This window comes from Phycisphaerales bacterium (genome assembly GCA_040221175.1).
Lineage (GTDB): Bacteria > Planctomycetota > Phycisphaerae > Phycisphaerales > UBA1924 > JAHCJI01.
The window spans coordinates 723458-744038 of record JAVJVK010000004.1; the positions used below are offsets into that span (position 1 = coordinate 723458).

Here is a 20581-nt window from a genome sequence, read left to right on the forward strand (position 1 = left end):
TCGGCTCGTGTCAGGTCGAGGGGTGGTCCGTCTCGCGGTTTGCGCCGGGCTTCCAGAGCACGTCGCCGTCGGTGTTGGCGACGCGGCCCAATACGAAGAGCAGGTCGCTCAGCCTATTGAGGTATCGGATTACGATCGGGTTCGTTTCGTCGGGCTGGGACTCGAGCACGACCGCGGCAAGGCGCTCGGCCCTGCGGACGATGGTGCGGGCCAGGTGCAGGGCCGCAGCGGCCCGCGTTCCACCGGGCAGCACGAAGCTCGTCAGGGGCGCCAGGTCGGCGTTGAAGCGATCGATGAGGTCTTCGAGGCGGTCGACCTGGCCCGGGGTTACCCGAAGGCGCTCGCCCTCTTTGCCGTCGTCCTTCACGGGCGTGCACAGGTCGGCCCCGCAATCAAATAGGTCGTGCTGGAGGCTCTCGAGAATGGTGACCAACCCTGCCGTCGGCTGGCCGGCGTCTCGGCACGCAATGACGGCCAGCCCCAGGGCCGCGTTGGCCTCGTCGGTGGTGCCGTAGGCCTCGACGCGCGGGTCGGCCTTGGCTACGCGGGAACCATCGCCCAGGCCCGTGCTGCCGTCGTCGCCCGTGCGGGTATAAATCTTGTTGAGCTTGACCATGCCGCCACTTCTCCCGTTGGCCCCGGCTGCGAGCCGAACTAGTCTACGGCCCATGCCCCCCACCGCAGCCCAGACCGAGCGGCCCGAGCTTCGCGGCCTGACCTGCCGCTGGCGTGTCCACGAGCCTGCGGGGGTGCTCGACGCCTCGCTGCCACCGCTGGTGGCGCGGGTGCTGGCCGGGCGGACTCACCTTGGCGGTTCGGTGCTGGAGCCCAAGCTGACGGGCCTGCACGATCCTTCGGACATCCCGGATCTGGATCGGGCGGCGGCCATGCTGCTCGAGGCGGGGCGGTCGGGCGAAACCATCGCCATCTACGGCGACTACGACGTGGACGGCACGACGGGCTCGGCCATCCTCCATCACATCTTCGCCGAGTTGTGCCCCAACGTGAAGGTGCTGCACTTCGTGCCACATCGCCTGCGGGATGGCTACGGCGTGCACGTTGGCGCGGTGGAACGGCTCGCGGCCGAGGGAGCGAAGGTCATCGTCACGGTGGACTGCGGAATCACGGCCATCGAGCCCGCCCGCCGTGCGAGGGAACTGGGCGTTCGGCTGGTGATCACCGACCATCACAACCCGCCGGCACGGGTCGAGGACCTGCCCCAGGCCGATGCCGTGGTGCATCCGGGCAGGCCCGACTCGTCGTACCCGTTCGCCGGTTTGTGTGGCGCCGGCGTTGCGTTCAAGCTGGCGTGGCGCATGGCCACCATGGCGGGCGAGGGTGGTCGGGCGGCCGCGGGGCCGAGATCGCTGCTCCTGGACCTGCTGCCGCTGGCGGCGCTGGGCACGGTGGCGGACGTCTCGCCGCTGATCGATGAGAATCGCATCCTGGTCACCCACGGTCTTGCGTTGATGCGGCGCACGCGAGTACGCGGGCTGGCCGTTCTCGCCGAGCGCTGCGTGCGCGAGCAACGGGCCATCGGCGTGGGTGACCTGGGCTTTCGGCTCGGTCCGCGCATCAATGCGCTGGGCCGCGTGGCGCAGGCTGACGAGGCGATCGAGTTGCTCACCACGAGCGATGAAGACAGGATCGTTTCGATCTGTGAGACCATGGATGAGCTGAATCAGCAGCGGCAGTCCATCGAGAAGCTGATCGTCGATCAGGCATGCGCGCAGGTCGAGCACTTTGGCATGGACCAGGACGAACGCCGGGCGATCGTGCTGGCTCACGAAGACTGGCACCCGGGCGTAATCGGGATCGCGTGCTCACGCCTGGTGGAGCGATACCACCGGCCGGTCGTCCTGCTCCAGCGGGATGGGGACGTGTGTCGCGGCAGCGGCCGGAGCATCCCGGGGTTTAACCTGCACGGGGCCATCGCGGCGTGCGGGGATGCGGTTGATTCGTTCGGTGGCCATGACGCCGCGATCGGGTTGAAGGTCTTGCCGGACCGTTTCAGTGAATTCTCGGACGCGCTCATTGCGCATGCGAACGAGCACATCTCGGTTGATGAATTGACACCCGAGGTCCGCATCGATACGGACGCAGGCCTTGACGAACTGGACGAAGCAACCATCGGGATGCTGGAGAGGATCGGGCCGTTCGGCCGGGGGAATCCGACGCCGCGGCTCCGCGTGAGAGGCGTGCGCGTAGCCCAGGCTCCGATCTTGATGGGCTCGTCGGGCGCCCACGTATCGGTGCTGGTGCGCGATGCGGGCGGGATGGTGCTCAAGCTCGTGGGCTGGGGTTGGGGGCGCCACGCCGAGCACATCCGCAACGGCGAAACCCTGGACGTGGTGATCACGCCCAGGGTCGAGGAATACCGTGGTCGCCGATCGGTTCGCGGCGAGATCGCCGACGTTCGAACGGCTGATTAACGGGCCGCTTACTGGCCGTCGTCGGGCACGTTGGCAAACGTCTCGGCGTACTGGGCGTCCAGCGCGGCGATCATGCGTGCCACGTTCTCGTTGCTGGGGTCGAGCTTCTGTGCGGCCTCGAAGCTCGAGCGGGCCAGGCCCGGCATTTCGGCCTGCTGGGCGATGAGGCCCCGCAGGATGAGCGGCGAGGGGTCGCTCTCGCTGCGCTGGATGGCCAAGTCGAGGCTCTGCAGGGCGGCATCGAGGTCGCCCATGCCACGCTGCTGGAGGGCACGGAGCAGGTAGCCCTCGCTGCGCTGGGGCGCCAGGGCGATGACGCGGCCGGCGGCGCGGCGGACGCGGGCCATGTCGCGGAGCTGGTAGCAGACGTGGCCGAGTTGGACCCAGGCGTCCAGGTCCTTCTCGCCACCCTCGCCCTCGGTCAGGCTCACGAGCACGTCGCGAGCTTCGACGGGACGATCGACCTCGACCAGGCAGCGGGCACGCATGTGCTGCAGGTCGCGACGGCTCTCGAACTCTTCCTTGCTCATCAACTCGGCGAGGTTGAATTCGGCTTCGGCGAAGCGGCCGGCGGCCAGTTCGGCCCGGGCCAGGTCTTCGAGCACGCCGGGATCGTCGGGCGCCAGGAAGCGGGCCTCGGTGAACCAATCGGAGGCCTGCACGGCTTCGCCGCGCATCATGGCGATGTGGCCGAGCGTCTGGCGGATGCCGGCGTTGTGTCGGTAGAGGTCCAGGCGATCCTTGAGGTAGGTCTCGGCGTCTTCGGTTCGACCAATATCGATCAGCATCTCGGCGGCGGCGACGGCGTAGATGGCGCGGGCGGTGTCAAGCTCTGCGGCGGCCTGATAACGCTCCATGGCCTTCTCCTTCTCACCAATGCGTTCGTAAGCGACGCCCAGGAAGTACTGGGTGTCGACGTCCTCGGGGTCGAGGACCTCGGCCTTGCCAAGCGAGGCCATCGATTCCTCGAAGTTGCCAAGCTCCATCATGATGCGGCCACGAAGGACGTGCGAACGCACGACTCCGTCGTTGAGCGCGATGGAGCGATCGATGTGGTCCAGGGCCTTCTCGGGGTCGCCCGAGAGGAAGGCCTGGCGGGCCATATCCCACTCGGTGCCGCTCTTCATGCCGGCCATGCGTTCGGCGGCGGCGTTACGGGCCTCGGCGGAGGTGCGGCCGTTGCTCGAGCATCCGGTCAGGGCCATGGCTCCCACCACGGCACCGGCGAGGATCATGAGCTTGGCGGTCCGCGTCGTCGTGTTCGTGCGTCGTTCGTTCTGCATCGTCCTGCGTCCTCTCACCCGTCTGCTCGGGCTCAGGCTTCTGAACGCGTGGTCACTGCACGCGTCCGGCTGTTGCTTACCTTCGGCCTTTTTGGGGCCACGCTGAACCGGACACGCACGTGCGCGGCCGGGTGATGGGGTTATCAGTCCTGCGAGGTGTTCTCGGAACCCACGCCGTCGGCCGAGTCGGTCTCGAGTTGGCCTTCGTCGGTCTCGCCCGCGTCGGTCTTGTCGCCTGACGGGGCGCTCGAGGTCGACGGGGCTTTGGTGGCATCCCAGCTGGTCGGCTCGGTGTAGCCGTCGCGCGACACGCTGGGCGACCACTCGAACTTGTTGAAGCTGAGCGAACCAAGGAGCGCCGTCTCGAACTGGTCCTCGATCTGGGCTTCGACCTCGGCCTCGACGGGGCTCGACGCATCGAAGCTCGGCGTGAACTCGACGGGTTCGGGCGTCTTTGCTTCGGCCGGCTCAGTCGTCGGCTCGGCGGCCTCCTCGGCCTCGCTGGTCGCGATGGTCAGCGGGGCGTTGGCGGTGGTCCCGTCGGTCGACTCGGCCACGATCTCGCCCGTGCCTGCCTCGGGCGCTGGTTCGAGCGTTTCGACCTGCTCGGCCCCCTGGGCTTCTGCCAGGCGAGCGGCCTCGAGTGCCGCGGCGTCGGCTGCGGCCATGGCGGCGGCCTCTTCTTCGGCAGCCTGCTCGGCAGCGGCGAGCGCGGCCGCCTCGGCCTTGCGTTCGGCCTCGCGCTGGGCAATGACGTCCAGCGGAAGCACACGGATGACCTTGCCCTCCTCGACGTAGCCGAGGTTCTGCTGGCCGAGCACGGCGTCGAGCGTTTCCTCGAGCGTGAGTCCGTAAAGTGAGGCGCTCACGGTGCCGGCCACGTCGGGCGACACGATGATGCTCCGTCGGGCCTGGCTGGACAGGTCTCGCAGGAAGGTCGGGAGGGGGGCGTCTTCGACGGCAACATCGAAGGTGCGTGCCTCGCTGTCATAGGTGATGGCGGGCGTTTCATCGGCGGTCGTGGTCTCGACGTCGTCGCTCACCGTCTCGGCCTGGCCCTCGACGGGCTCGTCGGTCGTCTGGCCCGCGGCAGCGCCGATCTCGGCCTGGGCGAGGCTGTTGATCCAGTCCGAACCCTCGAAGGCGCTCTCGCTGGACTCGGCCGACTCGATGGCTTCTTCGCCGGCGTTCTCGGCAACGATGGTCTCGCGAGCGCTTGCGAGTTCGGTCTCTTCGAAGCTGTCATCGGCCGCGGCGATCGCCTCGGCTTCGGCGGCGAGGGGGTCGACCGGCTCGAGTTCTTCGGTGGTCTCGTTGACGCCCTCGCTTGCCGTGGCGATCGTGGCCCCGGTTTCGACGTCGGTATCGGACGCGTTCTCAGCGTCGGTCCCGGTCACGGTCTCGGCCTGGGCCACGGCAGTGTCGCCTTCACCGGCCTCTGTCGTGGATTCGTCGGTGGCATCTTCGTCCGTGGTGTCGCTCTCGGCGGCTTCGACGAGCGTGTCGATCTCGCCCTCGAGCGAGGCGCCCTCGTCGATCATGTCGACCTTGGTGGGCACGTACATCTCACCGTGCTCATCGAGGTAGAGGTCCATCTCGGTGTGGAAGGTGCTCTGGAGGATGCTCTGCATGGGCCAGTCCTGGGTCTTGGTCGTCAGCCGCTCGAGCAGCAGACGGGCCTGGGGCTGGTTGGGGTTGAGCGAGAGCGAGCGGCGAACGCAGTAGAGGGCCTTCTTGGTGTTGCCATCTGCGGCGTGCTGCTGGGCTTCGACGAGCAGACGCGAGGCCTGCTTGTCGCGGCTGAAGGGCAGCAGCCCTTCCCGTGTCCCGGCCACGGCGCTATCGATGAGGCTCTTGGCGCGCTCGGCGTGCTCGGAGACGATCTGGTCGTTCACGATCGTGGGCGTGATCATGAAGATGATCTCGGCGCGATCGGTGCTGTCCTCGCGACCACGGAACGGAGCGCCGATGAACGGCAGGTCGGCGATCCAGGGCACCTGGCGGCGGGTGTACTGCGTCCGCTCGCGGAACAGGCCGCCCAGGACGATGGTCTGGCCGTCGCGGACCATGACGTTGGCGGTCAGTTCATTGGTGGTCTCGTCGGGGATGGTTACGGCGGCGCCGCCCGAATCGGTGGCGTCGCGGATGACGGCCTCGGAGACCTGCGGCTTGAGTTCCATGCGGATCAGGCCATCGCGTGAGACGAAGGGTCGGAAGTAGAGCTGGGTACCAGTATCCAGGAATTCGACGGTCTGGGTCGTGCCCGTCTGCGTCGTGGTGCTGCTCAGGTAGCCGACGCGCTCACCCACGAGCACGCGGGCGGGCTGGCGGTTGAGCGTGAGGACCTTGGGCCGCGCGATGATGGTGGTGTCGGTCACCTCGTCGAGCACGCGGAGGAAGGCGGCAAAGTCGCCGTCGACGTAGCCGACCTTCAGCGAGGCGGGGCCGGCGGTGCGGCCGACGCTGGACACGGCGCCGTTGGCGCTGCCGTTGTTCGAGCTGGGCAGGGCGGTGGGCGAGCCGGCGACGTTTTCGCCCTGACCGTCGATCAGGTTGTTGACGGCGTTGAGCGGGCCGCCCAAGAAGTCGCCGAAGTTCATGTTGCCGATGATCGAGAAGTCGACGCCGAAGGCGTTGTTCTCGGTCAGTGCGGCCTGGAGGATGGTGGCTTCGACCAGCACCTGGCTTGGCTTGGTGTCGATCTGCACCAGCAGGTCGCGGATGGCGTCGACGTTCTCCTCGAAGTCGACGACGACGATGAACGCCTCGGTGGCCAGGTCATCGGCGCCCACGGGGGCGTTATCGGGAATCTGGAAGGGCGAGGTCTTGCCCGGGGCCTTGATCTGCCCGTTCTCGCTGAGCAGGGCCTGGGCGAACTCGGCGGCGTCGCTGGAGTTGATGTAATCCAGCGGAATGACCGCGGTGGTGCGCTCGCGGCTGCTCTCGATGAGGGTCTTGATCTCTTCGGCCGTATAGACGTAGATGAAGTTGCCTTCTTCGACGTAGCCGAAGCCGTTGACATGGAGGATGGCGTCGAGAGCCTCGTAGAAGGTCACGCCGTAGAGAGTGGCGGTGACGTTCGCGGCCACGTTCTTGCTGGCCACGATGTTTCGCTGGCTCTGGATCGAAAGGAGCTGGAGCACGTCGGCCAGGTCCTCGTCGACGACGTGCAGGTCAACGATGAGATGCTCATCCACCTTGATCTCGCCCTCGATGGGCACGCGGGCCTGGTCACCCTTCTGGGTGGTGTCGGCGGAGATGAGCTCGGGAGCCTTCTCGAGCGAGAATGCGTCGCCCGACTGCGCGAGCGCGGCTGGGCTGCCGGCCAGCGCGCCAAGCGCCGCGGCCGAGGCGGTGGTCAACGTCGTGTTCTTGCTCGACGCGGTCTGCTTGTTGCTGTGAACCGTCATGTGCTGTTCCCTCGATCCGTGGTGTGTCAGTGCATTGCCTGATGGTCACGGCCCCTGCGGCTCGTCCACGGCAACATACCCCCTATTCCTCGACACTCTGCCAAACGCACTTCTTGATCCAGCATCCCAAATTGAAACAACCGGCCAACCTGTGCCGCGTGGGCAAGGCCTGCCGGTTGTGCGGGGTGCGACGGCTGGTTCAGCGGGCGTCGGTGGATGCATCGCCCGCATCGCTTGACGACAACGCGCGACCATCGGTCTGCGACTGCCGGGCCTCGGGCACGGCATAGGCCTGGCGGGGCACGTCGGTTACCAGACGGAGGCGCAGCCAGATGAGGGCGGTAAAGAGCAGGACGGCCATAGCGAGGCCGAATCCCGATCGTCCGAGAAAGGCGATCGTCGGACTGCGAGCGGGAACGGAGCTGGTGTGGTCAGGGGTCGCCATTTAGAGAATGCCTCCGACCGAATATGTCGGGCAACGGGGCACTGCAATTGAGTAGAAGTATCGGCCTGCGCCGCGACGGCCTACTCGCGCTCGACCAGGACGCGGCCGGTGTAGGCCTCGACGGTGATGCGGAAGGTCTGGCCGATGGCATCGCGGATGCGGATGGTGCCGCCCGAACTGGGCCGGTCGCCGGTGGCGGTCTCGACCGGGCCGCCCAGTTCGTCGAAGATCAGGATGTTGTCGCCGTCGAAGTCCACCTCGATGATGGCGGCGCCGGCGGTGCGGTCTTCATCGAAGACCACTTCGTAGCGGGCGCCATCGCGAGTTGCGTCGAACAAGGCGTCCACGTCGGGATCGATGACCGAACCGCGGACCTCGCACAGGACGTACCGGCCCTCGCCCTCGTAGAACACGATGGCTCGCCTGGACTGGTACGCGACGGCATCGCTCTGGGCGAAGGTGATATCGGACACGAGCTCTCGAACGGCGGCCTGGACGCGCAGGTTGCCGGCCGAGCTCATGGACGGCACCACCATCGCGGCGGCCGTGCCCAGGATGGCAACGACCACGAGCACCTCTAGAAGCGTGTAGGCGCGGGCGCGCATGGGGTGTCCTTTCATTACGGCAGACGAGGCAGGGGGAAGTCCTGGTCGTCGAATCCGCCTGCCCAGACGCGGCCGGTGGCGGCGTCGTAGATCCATGCATGGTCGGTCTGATACGCCGCGTCGGGCGTGTCACGGAAGATGATCACCCGGCGGTTGTCGCCACCCACGTAGGAGTTGACCGGCGGAGACATGAGGTAGCTTGTCGTGTCGCCAACAATCTCGCCCCAGGTGCCATCGCCCTCCGCGATGGTGGGGAAAGCGTCTTCACGCGAGCGATAGACCACGATGTGTCGGCGGATCTTGCCCAGGTCGTAGAGCGTGGAGTTGACCTGCGACTCCTCCTGGGCCCCCACCATCTGCGGCACGACGATCGCTGCCAGCAACGACAGGATCACGACCACGATGAGGATCTCAATCAGAGTGAACGCGGTTCGAACCGCGGAGACGCCATGGGTCATGCTCGATTCCTCCGTCGAGTCCCTGCAACCGCAAAGCCCGACCCGGGTGTTACCCCGGGGCGGACGAGAATCATGAAATCAGGACGATTTACGGCTCGATCCACTCGCCGTTGACCTCGTCGAAACCGTTCATCCAGATGCGGCCGGTGGCTTCGTCGTAGACCCAACCGTCATCGCCGGCGGCGACGGCAGCGGCGGGAGCCGCAACACCGGCAACCACGGTCGAGGTGCCGGTACGGGGGTTCTGGGGAGCCACCCGGAGGTAGTCCGGGTTGACGATGCTGATCCAGCCACCGGCGGGCTCGGCCAGGAGGCCGGCGTCACCGGTAAAGATGTCGGCCAGAGCCGGCGAGGTGCCGTTGTTGCGAACGCGGAACAGCTCGATCTGGTTGCGAACCGTCTGGAGCTGGCTCTCCGCGCTGCTCACCTGAGCATCCTCGCTGGCGCTGGTGAACTGGGGGATGACGATCGCGGCCAGGATGCCGAGGATCACCACAACGATGAGAATTTCAACGAGCGTAAACGCCTTACGAACCTGTGCGCGCATGATGCGTGCCCTCCTAGGTACCCGCCGCCCGAGCTCTCGCCGAACCATTCGGCATCGCGTCGTCACGCTCGCGCGGGCGACCATCTGTCACGGTCCCCGGCTGACACCATGCCTGCCGCGGCCATACACAGCATCGGATTCGTGCCTGTGGCAATCCCGCCCGCAGGCGTCGTCGTGCGGGAATCGGTGTGGGCTGTGACGTTTGTGCGTTCTGCGTCGCGCCGCGGGCGGCAGACCGGGGTTATCGAACCGTGATTGACGCACAATGCGCAATGAAAAGCCCGGGCTTGGGCCCGGGCCGTGCTGGTGCGATTATCGTGAGGCTTCTTTAGGAGCCGCGGCCGTCGAGGATCAGGCCGGCCAGGTCTTCGCTGGGCACGCCCAGGGAGCCGAGCAGGCCGGCAGCGGCGATGGCCTCGGCGTCGTTACCGGCCCGCGCGATCTGGAGCAGACGCTGGATCTGGCGTTCGAGGAGGTGGTTGCCGTTGCGGCGAGCGGAGTTGGCCGTGTGTCCGAGCAGGGCGACGCGCTGGGCGCCCTGGGCCTGGATGGCTCGATCAAAGATGGCCTGCTGGGCGGTGGCCTGATCGATCCACGACAGCAGTTCGGCAAGACGCAGTTCGAGGAGGCCCTCGTCGTTCTCCAATGCCTGCACAAGTTGGCTGGTGGCGTCGGACGCCACGATGACCTGGTTCTGCGAGATCGCCAACTCGAGCAGCGCATCAATGGCTTCGGCGGCGTAGATGGTGGCCTCTTCTTCGGAGATCGGACCACCCAGGGTGCGGGCGGAGAGATCTTCGATGGTCGCGCGCATCTGCTCGCTGCGGATGCCCGCCGTGCGGACGGCCACGGAACGATCGCTGCCGTAGCGGCGGCTCAGTTCGATCTCATCGGCGCCCTCGGAGAGCAGCAGGAGCGGCGCGGCCATCAGGCGGTTGGTCGCATCCTTCTGGGCTACCAGACCGACGGACTGATCGAGCGGGAGGCTTGCGACGATCAGGTCGACGCTCGCTGCGGTTTCGTATTCCTGCTGGAGCGCGGTGAGCGATTCTCCGGCGGGGCTGACGCGGTAGCCCATGCCCTCGAGCATGCGCTGCAGGCCGCGACCAACCTCGGGATCGCTGGAGACGACGAGTGCGTACCGATCGGTCGCGCCACGGATGGACGAGGCGAGGATCGGAGCGACCAGGTCGCTGCGCTCGAAGGGCTGGTTGGGCTGCGCGTTCGCGAACGCCAGGGCCGCCTCGTATTGCACGCGGCGGTTGGGATAGGTCAAGGACTGGACCAGTGGCTGGGCATTGCCGGTCGAACCGACCCAGAGGTCCTGGCCGCCGGCGGTCTTACTGATCGCCTCGATGGCCTTCCGGGCCAGTTGGGTGTTGCTCGTGGCCAGCGCCCGCGACAGGACGTTCTGGGCGATGGTCGAGCCGGCGGCGACGGCGTAGTACATGGGCTCGCGCAGGCCCAAGTCCAGGTTCGCATCCTGCGGCCGCTCGATGTCCAGACGCAGGTACGAGGCCACCCAGAGGGCGGCGGCCGAGGCGTTGGGGCGGCGGACCAGGCGGAGCGAGTCTTCGCTCAGTCGCATGGCCATCAGTTCGTGGTAGACCGGGGTGGGCACCGATTCGAAGAGCAGGCCGCCCGCGGTCGGTTGGTAGCGCCACACGGGCTGGGTGGCTTCGCCCTGGAAGCTGGTGACGGCGGCCTCTTCGGACGAGAAGTTCTCGGCCACGGTGATGTACAACTCGTGGGCGGGCGAACCCTGGCCGGCGCCGACGCTGTTGAGCGCGCGCTGGGCGGCCTCACGCACCTGGGCGTTGCTGGACGTCTGAGCGACTTCCGCCAGGAACGGCGCGGCGGTGTCGTAGCCGATCTGGCCCAGCAGATCGGCGATGGCGCGCTGGGTCTGCGGCGGGGTCTCGCGGAGCGCGACGCTCAGGGGCATCACGGCCTGCTGGCCGAGTTGGACGAGCACAGCGCGGACTTCGCGGACCAGGGCCGGATCGCCGCCCTCGTCGATGACGCGGAGCAACTGGGGCACGGCGTATTCGCCTGCAGCCACCAAGCGGTCCTTGGCGATCAGACGCCCGCGAAGCGGGCCGGTGAGCATGGCGATGTTCTCGGCGATCTCCTGAGGATCGCGAGCACGCTGGAGGCGGCCCTCGCTGTAGAGCTTCCGCAGCGCCGCGGCCTGGCTTTCGGCCAGACCCGAACGGATGGCTTCGCTCACGGCGCGATCGAACCGGTCTTCGAGGCCGGCGTTCTCGACCAGGTCCACGAACTCGCGGGGATCGATGCTGCGTCCCAGAAGCTGGGCGGCGTAGTCGGCCGCGACGTCGTCGCGATCAATAAAGACGAAGTGAATGAACTCGTCCAGCAACTGCCGGTCGGTCAGGCGGTCGGGACCATCCTGAGCAACGGCCGGAGCGGCCAGATGGGTGGTGAAGGCCAGTGCCAGGCAGCCGGCGAAGGTGGGCAGGGTCGATCGCGAGAACATGGGCACGAGCTGCACTCCTCTAATCATCAGTTCGGTGAGGCCTGACACGACTCCACGCCGATCCCATGGAGCCCCGATTGGGGCCCGCGCGGGGTCGTGAGGATAGACCAGCGCCAGCCCGAAGGCAGGCTCGGGCAAAACGGACCTGGCCCTGGTGGGTGACCGTACGGGCCGCAGGCCTGATGGATGCATCCACCGGCGGTCTGCTCGCGATGTGCTCGGCCCGATTGTGGGTGGCCTGGTTAGAGCCGATAGCCATCGGCGCGTCGTCCCAGAACGGCGACTTGGGGCCGCTATGTCCGCCTAACCCACAGAAACCACAGAACTTACGGCACATCTCTCGCTTCCGGTGTCAAGCGACCGACCCGTGCCGCCGATCTCACTGGCGTCCGCAGCAGGCCGCAGCGCTCGGGGCGCTGGGAAGGGATGTGAGGTGTAGCCATGCCGTTCGAGAAGGACGTGCTGACGACGGGTGAAGTGGCGGAGATCTGCAAGGTCGCCCCGCGCACGGTGAGCAAGTGGTTTGATTCTGGCGAGTTGGAGGGTTATCGGATCCCCGGGTCGAAAGACCGGCGCATCCCGCTTCCGTCGCTGGTCAAGTTCATGAAGAAGCATCGAATGCCGCTGGACGGCTTGAAGACCACCGGCACGCGCGTGCTGCTGGTCGACAGCGATCCAGCCGTCATCGAGGGACTGGGAAGCATCATCGCCGAGCAGACCGACTACGAGGTCTCGACGGCGACCACGAGCTTTCAGGCGGGCATGCTCTGCGAGAAGCTCCGACCCCACGTGCTCTTGTTGGACATGCACCTGGGCGAGAACGAGGCCCAGCAGGTGGTGCAGATGGTTCGCTCCAATGACCACCTGGCGATGACGCGAATCGTGGCACTGAGCAACCGCCTGACCGATGGGCAGGCCCAGGGGCTCAAGAGCCAGGGGTTCGACGCCTTCCTGCGGAAGCCCTTCCCCGCTCGCGAGGCCCTGCGGATCATCGAGGCGATGACCTCCATGATCTGACATGGCCCGATATGCGGACGCGAATCGAACGAGCCCACGTCGAATCACGTGGGCTCGCGTCGTTTCGGTACCGTCGAGCGTGGGTGATCTACAGCGTGCTGAGCGCCGCGGCGACGATATCTCGGGCAGCGGCAAGGTCCCGGCGATCGATCATCTCGGTGACGGTGTGGATGTAGCGCGTGCCGCAGACGATGCCCACGGCCTTGGCGCCCGCGGCGGCCTGCTGGGCGGCGGCGCCGTCCTGCCCGCCGCGGGCAAGGATGGTGCGCTGATAGGCGATACGCTTCTTCTTGGCGATCGATTCGATCTGGTCGACGAGTTCGTAGTTGGCGATGAAGCTGGCGTCCTGGATGTGCAGGCCGAAGCCCTTGCCGTGCTGGTTGACCGCTTCGGGCTCGGGCACGCCGGGGGTGTCGCAGGCCAGCGAAACGTCGATGCCCAGGCCGATATCGGGCTTGACGGCGTAGCTGGCGGTCTTGGCGCCGCGCAGGCCGACCTCTTCCTGCGTGGTAAAGGCGACGACGACCTCGCACGAATGTCCGTTGCCGCTCTTATGCAGCTTGCGGACGCTCTCGATGCCCAGCCAGCAGGCAAAGCGGTTGTCCAGCGCCTTGCTGACGACCTTGGTGCCGATCTCGATGAGCGGCTCGTCCATGACGACGTAGTCGCCGATGCGGACCTTCTCCTTCACCTCGTCGGCGGGCATGCCGGTGTCGATGAAGAACTCCTTGACCTCGGGGACCTTCTTTCGTTCCTCTTCGCCCGAGATGTGCACGGGCCGGCCGCCGGGGTTCATGACGGCCTTGAGGTCTCCGCCGCTGGTGCACACGAGCACGCGTCGGCTGAAGAGGTTGCGCGTGTCGAAGCCGCCGGCGGGGTTGACGCGGATGAAGCCCTTGTCATCGATGTGGCTGACGTAGAAGCCGATCTCGTCCATGTGGCTGAGGATCATGACGCGCGTGGCGTCGCCCTTGCTCGAGCTGGCCTTCTTCTTGCTCGATTTCTTGCCCGAGCCGCCCTTGGGCCGCGGGTGGCGCGTGCAGATGAGCGAGCCCATCGCGTCGACGTACATCTCGTCGAACAGGTCCTTGACCTCCTCTTCGATCAGGGCGCGGACACGCTCCTCGCGGCCCGGCACGCCGGGGGTCTCGCACAGTCGCTTGAGCAGGTCGATGTTCAGGTCGTCTTTCATGGGCAATGCTCCGTCTGACGGGGGTTTTCGCGGCCGGCAGGGCCCCACTGTACGGGCCCCGGACCGGGCGGGTGTAGCATGTTGCATGGCCACGCAAAGCCCCATGACCGACCTCTATAAGGACCAGCATGCCGCCCTCCAGCCCTACGGCGACCCCCAGCGTGGGCTGCTCGTGCCCATGGCCTTCGAGCACGTCGAACTCGAGTACGCGGCCATCCGCAAGGGGTGTGCGCTGGTCGACCTGCCGCAGTCGGGCACCATCGAGGCGACCGGGGCCGATCGCGTCGGCTTCCTGAACAATCTGCTGACCCAGGAACTCAAGACGCTCGAGCCGATGGCCTCGGTCCGCAGCTTCTGGCTGAACCGCAAGGGCCGCATCGACGCCGACCTGCGTCTGATGGACGACGGCCAGCGGCTGCTCATGGCCACCGACGCGCTGGTGGCCGGCGCGACCGCCGAGGCGCTGGCCGAGTTCGTATTCGCCGAGGACGTGCAGCTCCGCGACGCGACCGAGTCGCTGCACCGCCTGGCGCTGCACGGCCCGCGGGCGGCGCAGGCGCTCATGGCCATCGCCGACACCGACGAGCACGTGGCGCTCGAGCCCGGGCGGGCAATGACCGTCATGGTCGCGGGCGCGAGCGTGCTGGTCGAACGCGAGGACAGCGCGAGCGAGCCGGGCCTCGTGCTGACGATGCCCGCCGAGCACGCACGCGCGGTGTACGAGCGGCTTGCGGGCGTCGATGGCCTGCGCCCGTGCGGCTGGCTGGCGTACAACATCGCTCGGATCGAGGCGGGCTGGCCGATCTTCCAGATCGACTTCACCGGCGACAACCTGCCGGCCGAGACGGGCGTGCTGCACGACCGCGTCTCGTTCACCAAGGGGTGTTACCTGGGCCAGGAGGTCGTCGCGCGGATGCAGAGCCTGGGCAAGCCGAAGCAGGTGCTCGTGTCGCTGCGGCTGGCCGAGGGCGCACAAGCCAGGCTGCCCGAGGAGCGGGCGCTGGTGTACGCCGACGCCGAGAGCGACAAGACCATTGGCACGGTGACCAGCTCGACCATCGCGCCCATGCTCAGCGCCACGCCCATCGCGCTGGCGCAGGTGCGGACGGCCCACGCCGAGGCGGGGACGACGCTCTACGTCCAGGCCGAGGGCGATCGCGTGGCGTTCACGGTTCAGCCGTCGCTGGCGTCGTGGCCGGCGCCCGGGGTTTCTTCGTCGGCGTCCTCGTCCGCGCCCGAGCGGCAATAGGTCAGCTCCACGTCCTCGCCCACGCGTCGCACGCGGCCCAGTCGCAGCTTGACCCCCGAGGACAAGGCGGGCGACACACGCCCCACCGCCACGGGCTTGGCTTCTTCATCGGCCAGCAGCATGGGCGCGACGTAGGCGATGGCGGTGTCGACCACGCCCGCCTCGAAGAGCGCGCCGAGCAGGCCGGCGCCGCCCTCGACCAGCACCGTCGTGATGCCGAAGGTGGAATACAGCTTCCGCATCGTCGCGGGCAGGTCCAGCCCGCCCTTCGCGTCCGTCGCCGCCGGGCACGGCAGGATGCGCACGCCCGCCTTGGCCAGCTCGGCCCGCCTGGTTTCGCTGATGCCGTTGCCGGCGAGCTTTTCTTCGCAGCAGACGACCGTGGGAATCGCCTTGGCCGTGCGCACGAGCTGGCGGTCCAGCGGCATCTCCAGGTCCGGGTCGAGCACGATGCGCATGGGCGTGGTGCGCGGGCGGCCGTGGCGGACGGTCAGCGAGGGGTCGTCGGCCATCACCGTGCCCATGCCGGTGAGGATGGCGTCGACCCTTCCCCGCAGCGCGTGCACGCGGCGGCGCGAGCTGGTGCTGGAGATCCACTGGCTCTCGCCCACGCGCGTGGCGATGCGGCCGTCGAGCGTCTGCGCCCACTTGGCGATGACCCAGGGCCTTCCCTCCACCACGCGCTGGCGGAACGGCGCGCTCACGGCGACGGCCAGTGCGCTGGCGTCGCTCCTGCGGACCGCGACGCCCGCCTGTTCCAGCGCCTCCGCCCCGCCGCGGGCGAGTTCGTTGGGGTCGCTGGCGGCGTAGACGACCTCGGCCAGTCCGGCGTCGATCAGCGCGGTGGTGCACGGCGGCTGCTTGCCCGTGTGGGCGCAGGGCTCGAGCGTGACGTAGGCCGTCGCGCCGCGCACGTCGTGGCCATTGCTGAGCGCGCCGGCGAGCGCCCGCGTTTCGGCGTGCCGCCCGCCGAAGCGCCGGTGGGCGCCCATGCCCAGGACCCGGTCCCCCCGCGCGATGACGCAGCCGACGAGGGCCCCATCGCCCACGCGGCCAAGGCCCAGCAGCGCGAGCCGCGCCGCGGCGTCGAGGAAGCGGGCGTCGCGCCGGGTGATGGGGTCGTCGGTGTGCACGCGTGCAGGGTAGGGAGCGGGCGCACGGCCCTCGGAGCCTTCGCGTGTCCAATCAGAATCGGTGGAGGCGGTGGTGGTGAACGACGAGGCATGCCAAACACGCCCCGGAGACTCGTGCAAGAAGATTGGATGCGCCGGTGGTCGGACACCGGATCGGCGGTAAGGTCCTAAAAGCGGGTGCGAAAGCACCGCGGGGCGATCGTGCGCCCGGCGTTCGCATTGGCAAGGCCAAGGGGCACAGGGAGCGTCGAACATGCGTGGAGCCATCGCCGTCTTTCTCTGCGCCCTCTCGCTGCTGGTGGCCGGCCCGGCCCTCGGCCAGACGCCCGTGGGCGGCACGATCGACACCGATACCACCTGGTCGCGGCTGGACAGCCCGTTCAGCGTCACCGAGACCATCCGCGTGACCAACGGGGCGACGCTGACGATCCGCGCGGGCGTCGAGGTCGAGTTCGAGCCGGGCACGTCCCTGCGCGTCGAGGACGGCACGCTGGCCGCCCTGGGGGTATCCGCGGGAGCCGGGGATCGCATCGAGCTGCTCCGCGGCGAGGGCATCGTGCTGACCGCCGGCGCGACCGACGCCGTGCTGGACCCCGCGACCGGCGCGTACGTCTCGGGCACGGTCCTCCAGCACGTCGAGATCCGCTACGTCGACGCGGGGTTCGGCGCGGCGCTGCAGGTCGATTCGAGCGTGCCGCTGCTCCGCAACGTGCGCGTGCAGGACATCGCCGGCGGCGGCATCGCGATGGACCTCTGGGCCCGGCCCGATGCGGACGTGCGCCTCGAGGACGTCACCGTGTTCGTCGCCAGCCGGCGGGGCCTGAGAATCGAGGGCGGCAACTCGGTCACGCTCGAGCGCGTCCGCGTGGGCGACATCGCCATCGCCGACCGCCGCGGGGCCGCGCTCGAGATCGAGCTCGATGGCCGGTCCTTCCCCACGCCGGCCGAACCGGACATCGAGCTGATCGACGTCGAGGTCTTCGACGTCTCGGCCCGCTGGGGCATCGTGTGCGATGGCGGCTGGGCCCGCGCGACCAACCTGCGCGTGGAGAACTGCGACAGCATCGGCTACCTCGCCAACGTCCGCCGCTTCGACATCATCGGCGGCGAATTTACCGACAACGGCTTCCTGCACGTGGACATCTTCAACGCCCGCGATGGCGGCGCCGTCCGCTCGGCGACGTTCACCGGCGGCGGCGGCGTCCAGCTCGAGGGCCAGTGCGAGGTCGTCGGCTGCCGGTTCGAGGGGATCACCAACGGCCCGGCGCTCTCGGGTCGGACCGCCACCATCCGCGACTGCGTGTTCCTGAACAATGCCGCTTCCGGCGACGGCGGCGCGCTGGAGTTCGCCTTCGGCTCGCTGGAGCTCTACGACAGCTACTTCGATGGCAACAGCGCCGTACGCGGCGGAGCCCTCTTCTCCAACGGCGTCGTGACCTCGGCGGGCAACACCTTCGTACGCAACCGGGCCCAGTACGGCGGGGCGGCCTGGCTCGACGAGCGCGCCATGGGCTCGGCCCTGGGCGAGCCCGGACGCCCGGACGTGTACCTGGACAACACCGCCTCGGAGGCCGGCGGCGCCGTGTACATCGCCGCCGACGAGGTGGATTTCGTCGCCAACGAGTTCGAGGGCAACGAGGCCATCTTCGGCGGGGCCATCTCGGTGGATCCCTCGGGCTCGGCGCTCGACCTCAACCGGCCCGGGGGCGGCCTGGGCAACCGCCTTGTGGCCAACCACGCCCTCTTCGGCAGCGACATCTACCTGTTCCGCCCCGACCCGGCCTTCCCCGCCGCAGACACGGACGCCCGGTGCGTCGACTGGGGCACGAGCGACCCAGCCGCCATTGCGGCACGCATCTACGACGCGGCCGACGAGCCGGGCCTGCCCGAGGTGCTCTACCTGCCCGTGGGCCCCTGCGCCGGATGCCCGGCCGACTTCGACGGCGACGGCGCGCTCACCATCTTCGACTACCTGCTGTTCGCCAACCTGTTCGACGCCGGCGACGCCCGCGCCGACCTGGACGGCGACGGCGAGCTGACCCTGTTCGATTTCCTGGCGTTCCAGACCGCCTTCGACGCCGGCTGCTCATAACCGCTCGAACCCGCGATGTTCCAAGGGGACCGCACGATGCCAAGACTCGCGATCCTGCTCGCCACGCTCGGAATGATCACGTTCTGGACTGCCAGCGCGGCCGGACAAGCGTGCACCGAGCCCGACACCATCTGCCTGGTCCACCTCGACGGAACGATCGGCGTGCGCTACGACGCGGCCGATGCCGCCGGCCAGGCCGGCCATGCCGTGGCCTTCGCCGGCGACCTCAACGGCGACGGCATCGACGACCTGGCCGTGGGCGAGTACGAGGCCGACGGCGGGTACGGCGGGCCCGGCGCTGTGTACCTGGTCTACGGCAAGGCCGCTCCATTCGGGGCGCGCGAGTCGCTCGTTGCCCTTGGCCAGGGCGAGGGCACGCGCCTGACTCCACCGCCCGGCGTGAGCGGCTTCGGCTTCGAGCTGGCGCGCCTCGGCGATCTGGATGGCGACGGGTACGACGACCTGGCGATCGGCTGCTACGACCGTTATGGCGGCGTTGGCCGGGCCTACGTGCTGTTCGGGCGTGCGGGCGGCTTCCCGGCAAACGCCAGCCTGGACGACCCCGGCGTTCGCTCGCTCGCGCTCACCGCCGCCACGCCGCTCTCGTACGCGAGCGTGGCCGTCTCGTCGGCGGGCGACTTCAACGCCGACGGCCGGCCCGACCTGGCTATCGGCGCGCCGTACGCCGGCGCGGGCGGCGAGGCGTACGTGCTCTGGGGCCGCGATGTGCCCGGTGGGGCCGAGCCCTTCCCCGAGGCGCTCACCCTGGGCGCCTGGCCCGCGTCGGTGGGCCTGACGCTGCGCGGCGGCCCGGGCCAGGCGGCGGGGTCCTCCGTCGCTGGCGCGCCCTTCGGACGCACCGGCGACGCCAACGGCGACGGGATCAACGACCTGCTCGTCGGCGCACCGCTGGCCGCACCCGCCGGTCGATCCCGGGCCGGCCGTTTCTACCTGGTCTACGGCTCGACGGCCCACGGCACGGGCGGCCGCACGATCGACCTGCCCGCCATGCCCGCGGGCGTGGGCGTTCGGTTCGACGGGCTCGAAGAACGCCAGTATGTGGGCTCGCGTGTGGCCTTCCTGGGCGACCTCAACGCCGACGGTCTGGACGATTTCGGCACCTTCTCGCCCGCGGCCGGGCCCAGCGGCTCGGTCGACGGCCGCGGGTGGATCCGCTTCGGCCGCGCCCCGGGCGACGGCTTCCTCCCCATCGAGCCGCTCTGGGCCGACGATGCCGGCCGCGGCTTCGAGCTTCGGGCCGATCGCGCCCTGTCGCGCTACTTCGGCGTCGGCGCGGCGGCGATCGGAGATTTCGACGGCGACGGCATCGACGACGCCCTCATCGGCGCCTCGCTCACCTCGTACTGGCCGCCCTACGAGGCCGGCCGCGGCTTCATCCTCCAGGGCGCCCGCTCGTGGCCGGCCCGCGTCGAGCTGGGGTCCAGCCCCGAGCGATACATCCCCATCGACGGCGACTCGGACGACCAGGAAGCGGGCGCCTCGGTCGCCGGCCTGGGCGACCTCAACGGCGACGGCCTGGCCGACCTCGTGCTGGGCGCCCCGGGCCAGGTGGGCGACGCGGGCCCCCCCGGCGCGGCCTACGTCGTCTTCGGCGGCGCGATCGCGAGCGCCTGCCCGGCCGACGTCGACCGCGACGGCGCGCTGACGGTCTTCGACTTCCTGGCCTTCCAGAACCTCTTCGGCGACGGCGATCCTCGCGCGGACCTGGACGGCGACGGCGCACTCACGCTCTTCGACTTCCTCGCGTTCCAGACGGCCTTCGACGCGGGGTGCGGATAACGGGGCGGCTCTCCCGCGGGCCAGTGCTTCACGGGACCCCGAGCAACCGCGACGGCGCGGGCTGGCGCGGTGGTGTCGCGGGGCGGCGCGGCGACGGTGCGGGCCTGCGCGGTCGTTCCGTGGGCCTGCGCAGTCACTCTGGAGGCCTGCGCCGTCATTCTGGAGGCCTCCACCGCGGCGCTGTGGGCCCGCGCCGTCATTCTGTGGGCCTGCGCCGTGACTCTGTGGGCCTGCGCGGTCATTCTGTGGGCCTGCGCCGTCGTTCTGTGGGCCTACAGAATCATTCTGGAGGCCTGCAGAATCGTTCTGTTGGCCGTGCGCAGCGTCCGGTTCGCCGTTATGCACGTCCGCCCGAGTCGCACCCTCGCGCGGAATGCCGAGAAGATGGGCGTTTCTGGCTCGTTCGAATAATCGTTGGGGG

The 20581-nt window shown here is 68.6% G+C and carries 15 protein-coding genes; 5 read left to right on the top strand and 10 right to left on the bottom strand.

Annotation, left to right across the window (positions count from 1 at the left end):
* Positions 1–10: 10 nt before the first annotated feature.
* The gene (locus RIE32_05395; protein MEQ9095679.1) at positions 11–616 is read right to left on the bottom strand and encodes a cob(I)yrinic acid a,c-diamide adenosyltransferase; all 606 of its coding nucleotides are present in this window, start codon (positions 614–616) and stop codon (positions 11–13) included.
* 52 nt (positions 617–668) lie between these two features.
* Here RIE32_05395 and recJ point away from each other — a divergent pair, with 52 nt between their 5' ends.
* Positions 669–2432: a single-stranded-DNA-specific exonuclease RecJ gene (recJ, locus tag RIE32_05400; GenBank protein MEQ9095680.1), complete on the top strand. Its 1764-nt coding sequence runs from the start codon at positions 669–671 to the stop codon at positions 2430–2432.
* An 8-nt stretch (positions 2433–2440) separates the two neighbouring features.
* On the opposite strand, the gene RIE32_05405 is transcribed toward recJ, so the two are convergent.
* From RIE32_05405 to RIE32_05435, 7 genes are all read right to left on the bottom strand, one after another.
* A complete protein-coding gene (locus tag RIE32_05405; GenBank protein ID MEQ9095681.1) occupies positions 2441–3715 on the bottom strand; it encodes a tetratricopeptide repeat protein in 1275 nt (424 codons plus the stop codon).
* 143 nt (positions 3716–3858) lie between these two features.
* The gene (locus RIE32_05410) at positions 3859–7125 is read right to left on the bottom strand and encodes a secretin and TonB N-terminal domain-containing protein (GenBank protein MEQ9095682.1); all 3267 of its coding nucleotides are present in this window, start codon (positions 7123–7125) and stop codon (positions 3859–3861) included.
* Positions 7126–7324: 199 nt separating this feature from the next.
* Positions 7325–7570: a hypothetical protein gene (locus RIE32_05415; protein ID MEQ9095683.1), complete on the bottom strand. Its 246-nt coding sequence runs from the start codon at positions 7568–7570 to the stop codon at positions 7325–7327.
* Positions 7571–7650: 80 nt separating this feature from the next.
* Complete coding sequence (locus tag RIE32_05420) at positions 7651–8175, bottom strand: prepilin-type N-terminal cleavage/methylation domain-containing protein (protein ID MEQ9095684.1); 525 nt, start codon at positions 8173–8175, stop codon at positions 7651–7653.
* A 14-nt stretch (positions 8176–8189) separates the two neighbouring features.
* On the bottom strand, positions 8190–8633 hold the full coding sequence (locus RIE32_05425; protein ID MEQ9095685.1) for a prepilin-type N-terminal cleavage/methylation domain-containing protein: 444 nt from the start codon (positions 8631–8633) through the stop codon (positions 8190–8192).
* Positions 8634–8721: 88 nt separating this feature from the next.
* The gene (locus tag RIE32_05430; protein MEQ9095686.1) at positions 8722–9180 is read right to left on the bottom strand and encodes a prepilin-type N-terminal cleavage/methylation domain-containing protein; all 459 of its coding nucleotides are present in this window, start codon (positions 9178–9180) and stop codon (positions 8722–8724) included.
* 328 nt (positions 9181–9508) lie between these two features.
* The gene (locus RIE32_05435) at positions 9509–11677 is read right to left on the bottom strand and encodes a HEAT repeat domain-containing protein (protein MEQ9095687.1); all 2169 of its coding nucleotides are present in this window, start codon (positions 11675–11677) and stop codon (positions 9509–9511) included.
* Between the two features lie 441 nt (positions 11678–12118).
* On the opposite strand from RIE32_05435, the gene RIE32_05440 reads away from it, so the two are divergent.
* The gene (locus RIE32_05440; protein ID MEQ9095688.1) at positions 12119–12694 is read left to right on the top strand and encodes a response regulator; all 576 of its coding nucleotides are present in this window, start codon (positions 12119–12121) and stop codon (positions 12692–12694) included.
* Positions 12695–12782: 88 nt separating this feature from the next.
* Here the strand turns inward: RIE32_05440 and RIE32_05445 are convergent, their stop codons facing one another.
* Positions 12783–13886, bottom strand: coding sequence for a M20/M25/M40 family metallo-hydrolase (locus RIE32_05445; GenBank protein MEQ9095689.1), 1104 nt, complete (start codon positions 13884–13886; stop codon positions 12783–12785).
* A gap of 85 nt (positions 13887–13971) precedes the next feature.
* On the opposite strand from RIE32_05445, the gene RIE32_05450 reads away from it, so the two are divergent.
* Positions 13972–15135 (top strand): glycine cleavage T C-terminal barrel domain-containing protein, encoded by a 1164-nt coding sequence (locus tag RIE32_05450; GenBank protein ID MEQ9095690.1) that lies wholly within the window; start codon positions 13972–13974, stop codon positions 15133–15135.
* Here the strand turns inward: RIE32_05450 and ribD are convergent.
* Positions 15060–16268 carry a bifunctional diaminohydroxyphosphoribosylaminopyrimidine deaminase/5-amino-6-(5-phosphoribosylamino)uracil reductase RibD gene (ribD, locus tag RIE32_05455; protein ID MEQ9095691.1) on the bottom strand — a complete coding sequence of 403 codons (1209 nt, stop codon included), beginning with the start codon at positions 16266–16268 and terminating at the stop codon, positions 15060–15062. The genes RIE32_05450 and ribD overlap by 76 nt on opposite strands.
* Positions 16269–16521: 253 nt before the next feature.
* Between ribD and RIE32_05460 the strand changes: the two genes are divergently transcribed.
* Together RIE32_05460 and RIE32_05465 are read left to right on the top strand one after the other, a co-directional pair.
* Positions 16522–18360 carry a GC-type dockerin domain-anchored protein gene (locus RIE32_05460; GenBank protein MEQ9095692.1) on the top strand — a complete coding sequence of 613 codons (1839 nt, stop codon included), beginning with the start codon at positions 16522–16524 and terminating at the stop codon, positions 18358–18360.
* Between the two features lie 36 nt (positions 18361–18396).
* Positions 18397–20160: an FG-GAP-like repeat-containing protein gene (locus tag RIE32_05465; GenBank protein MEQ9095693.1), complete on the top strand. Its 1764-nt coding sequence runs from the start codon at positions 18397–18399 to the stop codon at positions 20158–20160.
* The last annotated feature ends 421 nt before the right edge of the window (positions 20161–20581 follow it).

Coding starts and splice junctions, on each gene's coding strand:
- RIE32_05460 (MEQ9095692.1), top strand. CDS start 16,522: ATGCGTGGAGCCATCGCCGTCTTTCTCTGCGCCCTCTCGCTGCTGGTG.
- RIE32_05420 (MEQ9095684.1), bottom strand. CDS start 8,175: ATGCGCGCCCGCGCCTACACGCTTCTAGAGGTGCTCGTGGTCGTTGCC.
- RIE32_05430 (MEQ9095686.1), bottom strand. CDS start 9,180: ATGCGCGCACAGGTTCGTAAGGCGTTTACGCTCGTTGAAATTCTCATC.
- RIE32_05410 (MEQ9095682.1), bottom strand. CDS start 7,125: ATGACGGTTCACAGCAACAAGCAGACCGCGTCGAGCAAGAACACGACG.
- RIE32_05405 (MEQ9095681.1), bottom strand. CDS start 3,715: ATGCAGAACGAACGACGCACGAACACGACGACGCGGACCGCCAAGCTC.
- RIE32_05415 (MEQ9095683.1), bottom strand. CDS start 7,570: ATGGCGACCCCTGACCACACCAGCTCCGTTCCCGCTCGCAGTCCGACG.
- RIE32_05425 (MEQ9095685.1), bottom strand. CDS start 8,633: ATGACCCATGGCGTCTCCGCGGTTCGAACCGCGTTCACTCTGATTGAG.
- RIE32_05445 (MEQ9095689.1), bottom strand. CDS start 13,886: ATGAAAGACGACCTGAACATCGACCTGCTCAAGCGACTGTGCGAGACC.
- RIE32_05435 (MEQ9095687.1), bottom strand. CDS start 11,677: ATGTTCTCGCGATCGACCCTGCCCACCTTCGCCGGCTGCCTGGCACTG.
- RIE32_05450 (MEQ9095690.1), top strand. CDS start 13,972: ATGGCCACGCAAAGCCCCATGACCGACCTCTATAAGGACCAGCATGCC.
- recJ (MEQ9095680.1), top strand. CDS start 669: ATGCCCCCCACCGCAGCCCAGACCGAGCGGCCCGAGCTTCGCGGCCTG.
- RIE32_05440 (MEQ9095688.1), top strand. CDS start 12,119: ATGCCGTTCGAGAAGGACGTGCTGACGACGGGTGAAGTGGCGGAGATC.
- RIE32_05465 (MEQ9095693.1), top strand. CDS start 18,397: ATGCCAAGACTCGCGATCCTGCTCGCCACGCTCGGAATGATCACGTTC.
- RIE32_05395 (MEQ9095679.1), bottom strand. CDS start 616: ATGGTCAAGCTCAACAAGATTTATACCCGCACGGGCGACGACGGCAGC.